Source organism: Microcella frigidaquae (assembly GCF_014200395.1).
Taxonomy (GTDB): Bacteria; Actinomycetota; Actinomycetes; order Actinomycetales; family Microbacteriaceae; genus Microcella; species Microcella frigidaquae.
Genome location: NZ_JACHBS010000001.1, coordinates 334,922 through 348,004, shown reverse-complemented (window position 1 = coordinate 348,004; position 13,083 = coordinate 334,922). Strand labels below are relative to the sequence as shown.

Genomic DNA, 13,083 nt, shown 5'->3' with positions numbered 1-13,083 from the left:
GTCGAGTGTTCCGCTAGAGGTGCTCGCCCAGAGCGCGGAAGGCCCGCTCGTGGTAGAGCAGCGGCTCGTCGGGGTCGCCGAGGGCGCCCTCCTCGATCCGCACCGCGATCATCGCGTTGTCCGCGACCGACGTGCGCGCGACGATCGTGCCCACCATCCAGGCGGTGACGCCCTTCAGGAGGGGCAGGCCGAAGGGCCCCGGCTCCCAGTGGTCGCCGTCGAAGCGCTTCGCGTTGTCGCCGGCCATGATCTTCGCGACCGCGAGGTCGTCCAGACCGAGCATGTGGATGGCGACACGGTCGGTGCCCTCGATCGCCGGCCACGAGCTGGCCGTGCGCGCCATGTTGAACGTCGCCATCGGCGGAGTCGCCGCGAGCGAGGCGAGCGAGGTCGCCGTGAAGCCGACCGGCCGACCGTCGGGCGTGAGCGCAGTGATCACCGCGACCCCCGCGGCATGGCGGCGGAAGGCCTGGGCGAAGGCGTCGAAACCGGTGGCGTCGGGAGCGGTGGTCATCACGATCAATGCAACCGCATCGACGCCCGGGTATTCCCGAGGCTGGCCGCGGATAGGCTGATTCCGCCATGATGCGTACCCTCGATCTCCGCGGCCGCTCCCTGACCACTGCCGAGCTGCTCGCCGTCGTGCCGCGCGCCGCGAGCGACGTCGGCTCCGCCGTCGACGCCGTCGATGCGCTGATCGCCGAGGTGCGGCAGCGCGGCACCGCCGCCCTGCTCGACCAGGCGGAGCGCTTCGACCGGGTGCGCCCGACGAGCATCCGCGTGCCCGCCGCGCAGCTCCGCGCGGCGGAGGAGGCGCTCGAGCCGGCCGTGCGGGCCGCGCTCGAGGAAGCCATCGACCGGGTGCGCCGCACCACTGCCGCGCAGGTGCCCGACGAGCGCGTCACCGAGGTGGCGCCCGGGGCCCGCATCCGCCAGCGCTGGCAGCCGGTCGACCGGGTCGGCCTCTACGTGCCCGGCGGCAAGGCCGTCTACCCCTCGAGCGTCGTCATGAACGTCGTCGCCGCCCAGGTTGCGGGCGTGCGCTCGATCGCCCTCGTCTCGCCGCCGCAGGCGGCGCACGGCGGCTCGGTGCACCCGACCATCCTCGGCGCGGCGAGCCTGCTCGGTGTCGACGAGGTGTACGCGATGGGCGGCGCGGGAGCGGTCGGTGCCCTCGCCTACGGCGTCGCCGACCTCGGCCTCGAGCCCGTGCAGGTCATCACCGGACCGGGCAACCTCTACGTCGCCACCGCGAAGCGGGCCGTGAAGGGCGTCGTCGGCATCGACAGCGAGGCCGGGCCCACCGAGATCCTCGTCATCGCCGACCGCACCGCGCGCGCCGACTACGTCGTGGCCGACCTCATCAGCCAGGCCGAGCACGACGAGCTGGCCGGCAGCGTGCTCGTCACCGACGCGCCCGAGCTGGCCGCCGCGGTCGCGGCGGCGCTGCCTGCGGCCGTCGCCGCGACCCGGCACCGTGAGCGCGTCGAGGCGGCCCTGGGGGGCCCGCAGTCGGCGATCGTGCTCGTCGACGACCTCGAGCAGGCGGCCCGGTTCAGCGACGTCTACGGCCCGGAGCACCTCGAGGTTCAGGTCGCCGACCCGCAGGCCCTGATCCCGCGGCTGAGCAGTGCGGGCGCGATCTTCGTCGGCGACCACACGCCCGTGAGCCTCGGCGACTACCTCGCGGGCTCGAACCACGTTCTTCCCACCGGCGGGCAGGCGCGCTTCGCGGCGGGGCTCGGCGCGTACACGTTCCTGCGGCCGCAGCAGATCATCGAGTACGACCGGGATGCTCTCGCCCAGGTGGCCGCCCACGTCGGCGCCCTCAGCGATGCCGAGCAGCTGCCGGCGCACGGCGACGCCGTGCGCGCCCGGTTCCTCTAGGCTGGGCGCACCATGCACTGCCCCTTCTGCCGGTACCCCGACAGCCGCGTGATCGACTCGCGGACGAGCGACGACGGCCTCGCGATCCGCCGCCGCCGGCAGTGCCCCGAGTGCGGTCGCCGCTTCAGCACGACCGAGACGGCGAGCCTCATGGTGATCAAGCGCAGCGGCGTCGTCGAGCCGTTCTCGCGCGAGAAGATCGTCGCCGGGGTGCGCAAAGCCTGCCAGGGCCGCCCCGTGACCGATGCCGACCTCGCGCAGCTCGCCCAGCGCGTCGAGGAGAACCTGCGCGCGACCGGCGCCTCGCAGCTCGACGCGAACGACATCGGCCTCGCGATCCTGCCCGAGCTGCGCGAGCTCGACGAGGTCGCCTACCTGCGTTTCGCGAGCGTCTACCAGGCCTTCGAGAACCTCGACGACTTCGAGGTGGCCATCGCCCAGCTGCGCCGCGATCACGCCGGCGCGGCCGCGGGTGCGGGCGAGCTCGCCGAGGGCCCCGCCGGGGCGTCCGCAGCCGCGGAGTGACCCCGACGGTGTACGAGCTGCTCTTCCGCACGGTGCTGCGGCGCATGGACCCGGAGCGGGCGCACCACCTCGCGGTCGCCGTGATCCGGGCGATCCCCGCCCTCGGGCTCACCGGTCTCGTGCGCCGGTTCACCCGGCCCGATCCCGCTCTCACCGTCGACGCCCTCGGGCTGCGGTTCGAGTCGCCGTTCGGGATGGCCGCCGGGTTCGACAAGGATGCGCGCAGCATCCGGGGCCTCTGGGCTCTCGGCTTCGGCCACGTCGAGATCGGCACCGTCACCGCGATCGCGCAGGACGGCAATCCGAGGCCGCGCCTGTTCCGCCTCGTCGATGACCGCGCGGTCATCAACCGCATGGGCTTCAACAACGGGGGAGCGGCCGCCGCGGCCGAGCGGGTCGCGCGCCAGCGCCAGCACCGCCATCGCCCGATCATCGGGGCGAACATCGGCAAGAGCCGCGTCGTCGCGGTCGAGGATGCGGTGGCCGACTACCGCGTCTCCGCCCGGCTGCTCGCACCCGTCGCCGACTACCTTGCCGTGAACGTCAGCTCGCCCAACACCCCCGGCCTGCGCGGCCTGCAGGACGAGGCCCTGCTGCGGCCCCTCCTCGTTGCGGTGCTGGAGGAGGCCGACGGCACGCCGGTACTCGTGAAGATCGCGCCCGACCTCGACGACGAGGCGATCGACGCCGTCTGCGCGCTCGCGGTCGAGCTCGGGCTCGCCGGCATCATCGCGACGAACACGACGATCGGCCGCGACGGGCTGGTCACCGCCCCGGCCGTCGTCGCGGCGGCCGGGGCCGGGGGGCTCAGCGGCGCCCCGCTCGCCGAGCGCTCCCTCGCCGTGCTGCGCCGCGTGCGTGCCGCCGTTCCCGCCGACCTCTGCGTGATCGCCGTCGGCGGCATCGACACGGCGGAGGACGCCGCGGCACGCCTGGAGGCCGGCGCGACGCTCGTGCAGGGCTACACGGCGTTCCTCTACCGCGGCCCCGCCTGGGCGCGCCAGGTGACGCGCGGTCTGGCCGCGATCGATCGCCGCGGTGCCGCGTCGCACTGACCGGGCGGGCACTGACCGGTCGGGCACTGACCGGTCGGGCGCTGACCGGTCGCGGTGACCCGGGCTAGTCCGGGAACTGCCCGCGCTTGACCTGCGGCTTCGGCAGGCGCAGGGCGCGCAGCTGGAGCGAGCGCATCGCCGCGTACCAGCGCACCTTCTCGACCTTGTCGGCCCCGTGCTTCTGGATGAGCTTGCGGCGGACGATGAAGCCCAGCAGCGTCGAGTCGAGCACGGCGACGAGGAAGAAGGCCCAGAGCGCGAGGATCGAGATGGTCTGCGCCTCGACGGAGGGGATGAACGTCAGGATGATCACGACGAACATCACCGGGATCAGGAACTCCCCGATGCTGATGCGCGCGTCGACGTAATCGCGCACCCACTTCTTCTGCGGACCCTTGTCGCGCAGCGGCAGGTACTTCTCCTCGCCGTTGGCCATGCCGATCCGCGCGCGCTCGCGCGCGGCGTTGACCTTCTCGCGGTGCTCGCGGGCGGCCTGCTTGCGGTCGTTCGGCACGAGGGGGCGCTTGCGCGCAGCCTCGCGCTCCTTGCGGGTCGGCGTGGGGCGCCCCTTCCCGATCGCCTCGGCGGCGGCGATGGCGTCGGCGGTCGCCTGGTCGGCGGCGCTCGTCGGCGCGGCGCCCGGTGAGGCGGTGTTGGCGTTGTCGCGGGGGGCCACGGCGGCACGTCCTTCCCAGTCAGTCAGAGGCTTAAGATTACCGGCATGACGCTCGACGGCAGCCCCGCATCCGCCTGGTCGACCCCGGAGACGGAGGAGGCGCTGCGCAGCAGCGTTCAGGGCGGCATGCCGCGCGCGATCGCCGAGCTCAGCGAGCTCGTGCGCATCCCCTCGGTGTCGTGGGACGGCTTCGACCCCGGAGCTGTCCGGGCGTCCGCCGATCGCACGGCCGCGCTGCTGACCGACCTCGGCGTGTTCGACGAGGTGCTCGTCGATCGGGCGCCCGGTCCGGACGGCGCCCTCGGCCAGCCGGCGGTGCTCGCGCGCCGCGCGCCGCGCAACGGCCGCCCGACCGTGCTGCTGTACGCCCACCACGACGTGCAGCCTCCGGGGGAGGACACGGCCTGGAGCTCACCGCCCTTCGAGCCCACCCTGCGCGGCGACCGCCTCTACGCCCGCGGCGTCGCCGACGACAAGGCCGGTGTCATCGCGCACGTCGCCGCCATTCGCGCGGTCGTCGAGGCTCTCGGCGAGCTCGACCTCGGCATCGCCGTCTTCATCGAGGGTGAGGAGGAGTTCGGCTCCCGCTCCTTCGGCGCCCTCCTCGAGCGCCACCGCGCGCTGCTCGCGGCCGACGTCATCGTCGTCGCCGACTCCGACAACTGGAGCACGACGACGCCTTCGCTGACGGTCGGCCTGCGCGGCAACGCCACCTTCACCCTCACCGTCTCGACCCTTGCGCACGCCTCGCACTCCGGCATGCTCGGCGGTGCGGTTCCGGATGCGATGCTCGCGGCGATCCGTCTGCTCGCCACCCTGCACGACGCCGACGGGTCCGTCGCGGTCGAGGGTCTGACGAGCCACGAGCAGCCCGTGCCGAGCATCCCGGAGCAGCGTCTGCGCGACGAGGCCGGCCTGCTCGACGGCGTCACCCCGATCGGCCGCGGTGAGCTGCTGCACCGCATCTGGGCGCAGCCCGCGATCACCGTCACGGGCATCGATGCGCCCAGCGTGCAGAACGCCTCCAACACCCTCTCGCCCTCCGTGCGGGTCAAGATCAGCGTGCGCATCGCCCCGGGCCAGCGGGCCGCCGACGCGTTCGCCGCGGTCGAGCGGCACCTGCGCGCCCACGCGCCCTTCGGTGCGCATCTCGCGTTCGACGCGATCGACCTCGGTGAGCCCTTCCTCGTGGATGCGCGCGGCTGGGCGGTCGACGAGGCCCTCGCGGCCATGCGCGACGCCTGGGGCGAGGAGCCGGTGCAGGCCGGCGTCGGCGGCTCGATCCCGTTCATCGCCCAGCTCGCCGAGGTGTTCCCCGAGGCCCAGGTGCTCGTCACGGGGGTGGAGGACCCGCACACCCGTGCCCACAGCCCCGACGAGTCGCTGCACCTCGGCGTGCTGCACCGCGCCATCCTCACCGAGGCGCTGCTGCTCGCGCGGCTCGATGCGCGCGGGGGAGCTGCCTAGGTTCCGCTCGCCCGCAGGAGCCCGGCGTACACTGCTGGAAGACCACGATCCGCAAGGAGTCACCATGACCGACACCGCTCTCACCCCGTCGACGAGCGAGGCCACCCACGGCGTCGCACTCACCGAGGCCGCCGCCGCCAAGGTGAAGTCGTTGCTCGAGCAGGAGGGTCGCGATGACCTGCGCCTGCGCCTCGCCGTGCAGCCCGGCGGCTGCTCGGGCCTGATCTACCAGCTGTACTTCGACGAGCGCGTCCTCGACGGCGATGCGCTGCGCGACTTCGACGGCGTCGAGGTCGTGGTCGACAAGATGAGCGTGCCCTACCTGGAGGGGGCCTCGATCGACTTCGAGGACAGCATCCAGAAGCAGGGCTTCACGATCGACAACCCGAACGCGCAGGGAAGCTGCGCCTGCGGCGACAGCTTCCACTGACGTTTCGCACCGCACCCGCGATGAGCGGGGGAGCGCCGGTCGGCGCGCCCCCGCTCATCGGCGTTTTGGGAGACGTTTCGGAGCGTCGTGGGGCGGTCGCGGCTCTGCCGGTGACGTAGACTGACGATGTTCCCCGCTCACCCCACGAGAGGTCTCCGGTGCGCTCCAACCGACGCCTTCGCTTGACCGCGATCCCGCTCGCCCTGATCACCACTGTCGCCCTCGCCGGGTGCACGACGCAGATGCAGCTGGGCTGGCTCCCGACCGAGCCCGGCACCACCAACCAGGTCGACCGGGTCATCGGGCTCTGGGTCACCTCCTGGATCGTTCTGCTGGTCGTCGGCGTGATCACGTGGGGCCTCATCATCTGGGCCGCGATCGTCTACCGCCGCCGCAAGGGCCAGACCGGTCTGCCGGTGCAGCTGCGCTACAACATGCCCATCGAGGTGTTCTACACGGTCGTGCCGCTGATCCTCGTGCTCGGCTTCTTCGCGTTCACCGCGCGCGACCAGCAGGAGATCGAGGCGCCCCTCGCCGACCCCGACGTCACCATCGAGGTCTACGGCAAGCGCTGGGCCTGGGACTTCAACTACGTCACCGACGGCGTCTACTACCAGGGCATCCAGGCTCAGGAGACCGGCCCCAACAACACGATCGACGCCAGCACGCTTCCGACCCTCTACCTTCCCGTGGGCAAGAAGGTCGAGATCCTCATCGAGTCGCGCGACGTCATCCACTCCTTCTGGATCGTCGACTTTCTCTACAAGAAGGACATGATCCCGGCGAAGACCAACTACTGGTACTTCATCCCGGAGAAGGAGGGCACGTACGCCGGCAAGTGTGCCGAGCTGTGCGGCGAGTACCACTCGCTCATGCTCTTCAACGTCGAGGTCGTCTCGCAGGCGGAGTACGACGCCTACATCGAGTCGCTGCGTGCCGAGGGCAACGTCGGCCGCCTCGGTCCTGAGTTCAACACGAACACGAACCTGCCGGGCACCACCGGCGCGAGCGAAGAGGAGTAAGCGGCTCATGACGACGACCGCACCTCGTCCGAACGTCTCCGGCCCTGCGCCGGAGCCCGTCGCCCCGACGGTCCGCCGCAAGGGCAACGTCTTCGTCGGGTGGCTGACCACCACCGACCACAAGACGATCGGGTACATGTACCTCATCACGTCGTTCGTCTACTTCCTCATCGGCGGCGTGATGGCGCTCGTCATCCGCGCGCAGCTCTTTGCCCCGGGCCTCGAGATCGTCGCGACGAAAGAGCAGTACAACCAGCTCTTCACGATGCACGGCACGATCATGCTGCTCATGTTCGCGACGCCCCTCTTCGCCGGCTTCGCCAATGTGCTCATGCCCTTGCAGATCGGTGCGCCCGACGTCGCGTTCCCGCGGCTCAACGCCTTCGCCTACTGGCTGTACTCGTTCGGCTCGCTCATCGCGGTCGCCGGCTTCCTCACTCCGCAGGGCGCCGCCTCGTTCGGCTGGTTCGGCTATGCGCCTCTCTCGAGTCAGACCTTCACACCAGGGCTCGGCGGCAATATGTGGGTCTTCGGGCTCACGCTGAGCGGCTTCGGCACCATTCTCGGCGCCGTCAACTTCATCACGACCATCATCACGATGCGCGCGCCCGGCATGACGATGTGGCGCATGCCGATCTTCACGTGGAACACGCTCGTGACCTCGTTGCTCGTGCTCATGGCCTTCCCGGTGCTCGCCGCCGCACTCTTCGCTCTGGGCTCTGACCGAATGTTTGGTTCGCAAATCTTCGCAGCGGAGACGGGAGGTGCGATTCTTTGGCAGCACCTGTTCTGGTTCTTCGGCCACCCCGAGGTGTACATCCTGGCGCTGCCGTTCTTCGGCATCGTGTCGGAGATCATCCCGGTGTTCAGCCGCAAGCCGATCTTCGGCTACAAGACCCTCGTCTACGCGACGATCGCCATCGCGGCCCTGTCGATTACCGTGTGGGCCCACCACATGTACGTCACCGGCTCGGTGCTGCTGCCGTTCTTCGCCCTGATGACGATGCTGATCGCGGTGCCCACGGGCGTGAAGATCTTCAACTGGATCGGCACGATGTGGCGCGGCTCGGTGACGTTCGAGACGCCGATGGTGTTCACCCTGGGCTTCCTCATCACCTTCGTCTTCGGTGGTCTGACGGGCGTCATCCTGGCCTCGCCGCCGCTCGACTTCGCGGTCTCCGACTCGTACTTCGTCGTCGCGCACTTCCACTACGTGGTGTTCGGCACGGTCGTGTTCGCGATGTTCGCCGGCTTCTACTTCTGGTGGCCGAAGTGGACGGGCAAGATGCTCAACGAGCGTCTCGGCATGATCCACTTCTGGACGCTCTTCATCGGCTTCCACGCGACCTTCCTCGTGCAGCACTGGCTCGGTGTGGTCGGCATGCCCCGTCGCTACGCGACCTACCTGGTGGAGGACGGATTCACCTGGATGAACCAGCTGTCGACCTTCGGATCGATCCTGCTCGCGGCGTCGATGATCCCGTTCCTTCTGAACGTCTACATCACGGCGCGTCGCGCGCCCAAGGTCACGGTGAACGACCCGTGGGGGTACGGCCGCTCGCTCGAGTGGGCGACCTCGTGCCCGCCCCCTCGTCACAACTTCACCTCGATCCCGCGCATCCGCTCGGAGTCGCCCGCGTTCGACCTCAACCACCCCGAGGCGAGCCTGCCGCTCGGCGTCACCGCCGGTGCCGATGCGCGCGCCGATGAGACCGCGAAGTAGGCCCGCTGATGAAGACCAACATCAACCTCTTCTGGGTTCTCGCCGCGTTCTTCACCCTGCTGGCAGCGGTGTACGTGGTGTGGGAGATCCTCGCGGTCGGTCGTGTCGAGTGGGTCGGTGCGGTGGCGATCGCCCTCTGCGCCGTGCTCTCCGTGTTCATCGCGTTCTACCTCCGGCTCGTCTACCGCAACCAGGGTGGCGAGCTCGCGGAGGACCGCCTCGATGCCGATATCGACGACGGGGAGGCCGAGCAGGGCTTCTTCTCGCCGTGGAGCTGGTGGCCGGTCGCCCTCGCGGGCGCCGCGGCCATCGCGTTCCTCGGCCTGTCGATCTCGTTCTGGATCGTCGCCTACGCCGTCCCGCTCGTGCTAGTCGCCATCGTCGGCTGGGTCTACGAGTACTACCGCGGCAATTTCGGTCGCTGAGCATGACGCTCGTCCGGCGCGCACGCGCGGAGGATGCGGATGCCGTCTTCGAGCTGGTCCGCCAGCTCGGGGCGGCGTTCGTGCCTGTCCGGAGCATCTTCGATGAGACCTTCGCGGAGATCGTGGGCGGTGACGATCAGCACGTGCAGGTCATCGTGGCCGAAGACGACCAGGGTGTCGTACGCGGTTACGCCCTCACCACGATCGCCCGGCTGCTGTCGACCAACGGCCCCTCTGCCCAGCTGCAGGAGATCGCGGTCGACGAGGAGGCCCGCGGGCTCGCCCTCGGCACGGCCCTCGTGCGTGAGGTGGAGGCGGAGTGCATCCGTCGCGGCGTTCGCCAGCTGACGGTCGCTGCGCGCCGCGCCGGCGGCTTCTACGACCGCCTCGGCTACTCCCAGAACGCCGAGCACATGCGCCGGGTGTTCTGACCCGGGCAATGGGCCTCCTTCTCCGCACCGAGCGGCTCGAGATCTCTCCGCTGGCGGAGGCCGATCTGGAGGCGTTCGTCGCGTACCGCCGAGACCCCGACGTGGCGCGGTATCAGTCGTGGACCCCGGACTACACGCAGACGGATGCGCGTTCCCTGCTCGCCGCCCAACCAAGCACGACGCTCCCGGTCCCGGGAGACTGGGTCCAGCTCGCGCTGCACCCCGTCGGCCTGTCACAGGGGATGACGCTCATCGGCGATGTCGCCATCGGCACCGATCCGGTCCAGCCCGACACGTACGAGCTGGGGGTGACCCTGGCTCCGGCCCATCACGGGCAGGACTTCGCGCGGGAGGCTCTTGCGGCGATTCTGGAGGCGCTCTTCGCCGCTCACGGCGCCCATCGCATCGTCATGCAGGGCGATGCTCGGAATGAGGCGGTTCTGCGCCTCCTGCGGCGTCTGGGGCTCCGCCACGAGGGCGCGGTGCTCGAGGGGGACTGGTTCAAGGGGGAGTGGACCACCCTCGAACGTTTCGCGCTTCTGCGCCGCGAGTGGCAGGAGCGACGCTAGTCGGATCCTGCGCCCGCGCCGCGACGTGCCTCGCCCCTGCGGTCCCGCGCTGCCGAACGTCAGAACGCCTCGCCGCGGACCCCGCGGTCCGCCGTGCCGCTCTCATGACGACGGGCCCGCCTCCCGGAGGAGAGCGGGCCCGTCGTGCCGCGGTCGGCTAGTGCTTCTGCGCCTCGATCTCGTTCTGAGTGACGGGCGCGATGCGGTCCTCGAAGAACCAGCGCGAGAGGCCGGCGCGCACGCGCTGGCTCACGGTGATCTTGCCGTCGTCGTTCGGCCGGATCATCAGCGGCTGGTACTCGTCGAAGCTCACCAGGCGCCAGCGCTCGAAGTCGTCGAGCTGCTCGTGCACCTCGATGTACTCGCCACCGGGCAGTCGGACCACGCGGCCCGACTCGAAACCGTGCAGGGCGATCTCGCGATCCTTCCGCTGCAGCGCGAGGCAGACGCGCTTGGTGATGAAGAACGCGATGAACGGGCCGACGACCGTCGCGAACTGCAGAGCGTGGATCACACCCTCGATCGACAGGCGGAAGTGCGTGGCGATGAGGTCGGAGCTCGCCGCCGCCCACAGGGCCGCGTAGAACGTCACACCCGCCGCGCCGATCGCGGTGCGCACCGGGGCGTTGCGCGGCCGCTCGGCGATGTGGTGCTCGCGCTTGTCGCCTGTCACCCAGGCCTCGAAGAACGGGTACAGCGCGACCGCGGCGAGGAAGACCAGCAAACCGACGAGCGGGATCAGCACGCCGAACGGCCAGGTGTAGCCGAGCGGGTCGACCCAGTCGAGGTTCGGCGGGATCAGGCGCAGAGCGCCATCCGCGAAGCCGATGTACCAGTCGGGCTGCGTACCGGCCGACACCGGCGACGGGTCGTACGGGCCGTAGTTCCAGATCGGGTTGATCGTGAAGAACGAGGCGATCAGCACGATGGTGCCGAAGACCAGGAAGAAGAAGCCGCCGGCCTTCGCCGCGAACGCGGGGAGAACCGGAGCGCCCACGACGTTGTCGTTCGTGCGCCCGGGGGCCGCGAACTGCGTGTGCTTGTTGACGATCAGCAGCACCATGTGGATGCCGATGAGCGCGATCGTGATCGCCGGCAGCAGCATGATGTGCAGCACGTAGAGGCGCGGGATGATGTCGGTGCCGGGGAACTCGTCACCGAACAGCAGGTAGGAGATCCAGGCGCCAGCCACCGGCACGGCCTTGATCATGCCGTCGATGATGCGCAGACCGTTGCCCGAGAGCAGGTCGTCCGGCAGCGAGTACCCCGTGAAGCCGAGGGCCATCGCCATGACGAAGAGCAGGAAGCCGATCACCCAGTTGAACTCGCGGGGCTTGCGGAACGCGCCGGTGAAGAACACCCGGAGCATGTGCAGGCCGATCGCCGCAACGAACAGCAGGGCCGCCCAGTGGTGCACCTGCCGCATGAGCAGACCACCGCGGATCTCGAACGAGATGTCGAGGGCCGAGTGGTACGCCACCGACATGGGGATGCCCTGCAGAGGCACGTACGAGCCCTCGTACTCGACCTCGGTCATGGAGGGGTCGAAGAAGAAGGTCAGGAAAGTGCCGCTCAGCAGGATGACGATGAAGCTGTAGAGCGCGACCTCGCCCAGCATGAACGACCAGTGGTCGGGGAAGATCTTGCGCCCCAGCGCCTTGACGGCGGTCGACGCGCTCGTGCGCTCGTCGACGTAGTTGGCCGCCCAGCTGGTGAACCGCATGCCGCGCCCGGGCGCGGTCTCGGTCGCCGCAGCAGGCGGGGTCGTGGTGGTACTCACAGTGCACGCTCCCAGAAGCTCGGACCCACAGGTTCGGTGAAGTCGCTCTGCGCGACGAGGTAACCCTCTTCATCCACAGTGATCGGGAGCTGGGGGAGGGGACGGGCCGCCGGGCCGAAGATGACGGCGGAGTGGTTCGCGACGTCGAACTGCGACTGGTGGCACGGGCACAGCAGGTGGTGAGTCTGCTGCTCGTACAGCGCGACGGGGCACCCGACGTGCGTACAGATCTTGGAGTAGGCGACGATGCCGTCGTAGGACCAGCCGGCGCGGTCCTCGCGCTCGTTCAGCTCATCGATCGGCAGGCGCATGAGGAGGACGGCCGCCTTGGCCTTCTCCTCGAGACGGTGCGACTCGAGCTCCGCGAGACCCTCCGGGATCACGTGGAAGGCGGAGCCGATGGTCACCTCCGACGCCTTGATGGGGGTTCCCGACGGGTCGCGGGTCAGACGGACACCGGTGTCCCACATCGTGTGCTTAAGCAGCGCCACCGGGTCCTCCGCCGGCGCCAGGTCGCGGAAGAGCGCGATCGCCGGGATGGGCGTCGCAACGACGGCGCCGATGAGGGAGTTGCGCACGAGAGTGCGGCGGGTGAAGCCCGACTCGGCGTTCGCCTCGCGGAAGATCTCGACGGCCCGCTCGCGCGACTCGTCGGAGCCGCGGGTGGGGTGGCGCTCCTCGACCTGCTCGTGGCCGTGCATAAGGGCCTTCGACCAGTGCACCGCTCCGATGCCGATACCGAGCAGGCCGAGAGTGATGCCCACCCCGATCAGCATGTTGTTCAGCCGGATCGAGCCAGGGTCCTGGTCATCGATGGGGAACAGGATGTAGGCGACCACGGCCAGCACGCTGCCGATGACCGACAGGAAGAAGAGCAGGCTGATCGTGCGCTCGGCGTGCTTTGCCTTCTTCGGGTCGAGGTCGGTGACGCGCAGGCGCTCCGGCGGGAAACCGGGGTTCGGGATGCGGTCTGCCCGGACCACGGCCACCGCGGGCGGCGGGGCGGAGTGATCCTGCTGCGGGGCGACAGCCTTGCCAGCGGTCTCGCTGCTCGTGCCGTCGTGTGCCTCAGCCAATGGTGTTCCTTTCCTCG

At 70.0% G+C, this 13,083-nt stretch carries 14 protein-coding genes; 10 read left to right on the top strand and 4 right to left on the bottom strand.

The genetic code is table 11. The features are described from left to right. Positions 1 to 13 precede the first annotated feature (13 nt). Positions 14 to 514, bottom strand: a complete 501-nt coding sequence (locus BJ959_RS01670; protein WP_153981011.1) for a flavin reductase family protein — start codon at positions 512 to 514, stop codon at positions 14 to 16. A 68-nt stretch (positions 515 to 582) separates the two neighbouring features. Here BJ959_RS01670 and hisD point away from each other — a divergent pair, with 68 nt between their 5' ends. The 3 genes from hisD to BJ959_RS01655 are packed head-to-tail and all read left to right on the top strand — an operon-like array spanning position 583 to position 3,467. Then, positions 583 to 1,887 (top strand): histidinol dehydrogenase, encoded by a 1,305-nt coding sequence (gene hisD, locus BJ959_RS01665; protein WP_153981012.1) that lies wholly within the window; start codon positions 583 to 585, stop codon positions 1,885 to 1,887. A 12-nt stretch (positions 1,888 to 1,899) separates the two neighbouring features. After that, positions 1,900 to 2,412, top strand: coding sequence for a transcriptional regulator NrdR (gene nrdR / locus BJ959_RS01660; RefSeq protein WP_153981013.1), 513 nt, complete (start codon positions 1,900 to 1,902; stop codon positions 2,410 to 2,412). Positions 2,413 to 2,420: 8 nt separating this feature from the next. After that, a complete protein-coding gene (locus BJ959_RS01655; protein ID WP_153981236.1) occupies positions 2,421 to 3,467 on the top strand; it encodes a quinone-dependent dihydroorotate dehydrogenase in 1,047 nt (348 codons plus the stop codon). A 64-nt stretch (positions 3,468 to 3,531) separates the two neighbouring features. On the opposite strand, the gene BJ959_RS01650 is transcribed toward BJ959_RS01655, so the two are convergent. After that, positions 3,532 to 4,143: a DUF3043 domain-containing protein gene (locus BJ959_RS01650; protein ID WP_183321821.1), complete on the bottom strand. Its 612-nt coding sequence runs from the start codon at positions 4,141 to 4,143 to the stop codon at positions 3,532 to 3,534. Between the two features lie 45 nt (positions 4,144 to 4,188). Between BJ959_RS01650 and BJ959_RS01645 the strand changes: the two genes are divergently transcribed. From BJ959_RS01645 to BJ959_RS01615, 7 genes are all read left to right on the top strand, one after another. Then, entirely contained in the window at positions 4,189 to 5,610 is a 1,422-nt protein-coding gene (locus BJ959_RS01645; protein ID WP_153981014.1) for a dipeptidase, read from the top strand. Positions 5,611 to 5,674: 64 nt separating this feature from the next. After that, a complete protein-coding gene (gene erpA, locus BJ959_RS01640; protein ID WP_153981015.1) occupies positions 5,675 to 6,040 on the top strand; it encodes an iron-sulfur cluster insertion protein ErpA in 366 nt (121 codons plus the stop codon). Positions 6,041 to 6,198: 158 nt separating this feature from the next. Continuing rightward, complete coding sequence (gene ctaC, locus BJ959_RS01635; RefSeq protein ID WP_153981016.1) at positions 6,199 to 7,062, top strand: aa3-type cytochrome oxidase subunit II; 864 nt, start codon at positions 6,199 to 6,201, stop codon at positions 7,060 to 7,062. 7 nt (positions 7,063 to 7,069) lie between these two features. Next, entirely contained in the window at positions 7,070 to 8,785 is a 1,716-nt protein-coding gene (ctaD, locus tag BJ959_RS01630) for an aa3-type cytochrome oxidase subunit I (protein ID WP_153981017.1), read from the top strand. Positions 8,786 to 8,793: 8 nt separating this feature from the next. After that, a complete protein-coding gene (gene ctaF / locus BJ959_RS01625; RefSeq protein ID WP_153981018.1) occupies positions 8,794 to 9,210 on the top strand; it encodes an aa3-type cytochrome oxidase subunit IV in 417 nt (138 codons plus the stop codon). 2 nt (positions 9,211 to 9,212) lie between these two features. Then, positions 9,213 to 9,641 carry a GNAT family N-acetyltransferase gene (locus tag BJ959_RS01620; RefSeq protein WP_153981019.1) on the top strand — a complete coding sequence of 143 codons (429 nt, stop codon included), beginning with the start codon at positions 9,213 to 9,215 and terminating at the stop codon, positions 9,639 to 9,641. A gap of 8 nt (positions 9,642 to 9,649) precedes the next feature. After that, on the top strand, positions 9,650 to 10,210 hold the full coding sequence (locus BJ959_RS01615) for a GNAT family N-acetyltransferase (protein WP_153981020.1): 561 nt from the start codon (positions 9,650 to 9,652) through the stop codon (positions 10,208 to 10,210). Positions 10,211 to 10,367: 157 nt separating this feature from the next. Here the strand turns inward: BJ959_RS01615 and qcrB are convergent, their stop codons facing one another. Continuing rightward, positions 10,368 to 11,933, bottom strand: coding sequence for a cytochrome bc1 complex cytochrome b subunit (qcrB, locus tag BJ959_RS01610; RefSeq protein WP_153981238.1), 1,566 nt, complete (start codon positions 11,931 to 11,933; stop codon positions 10,368 to 10,370). 53 nt (positions 11,934 to 11,986) lie between these two features. Next, the gene (gene qcrA, locus BJ959_RS01605) at positions 11,987 to 13,066 is read right to left on the bottom strand and encodes a cytochrome bc1 complex Rieske iron-sulfur subunit (RefSeq protein WP_153981021.1); all 1,080 of its coding nucleotides are present in this window, start codon (positions 13,064 to 13,066) and stop codon (positions 11,987 to 11,989) included. Positions 13,067 to 13,083 lie beyond the last annotated feature (17 nt).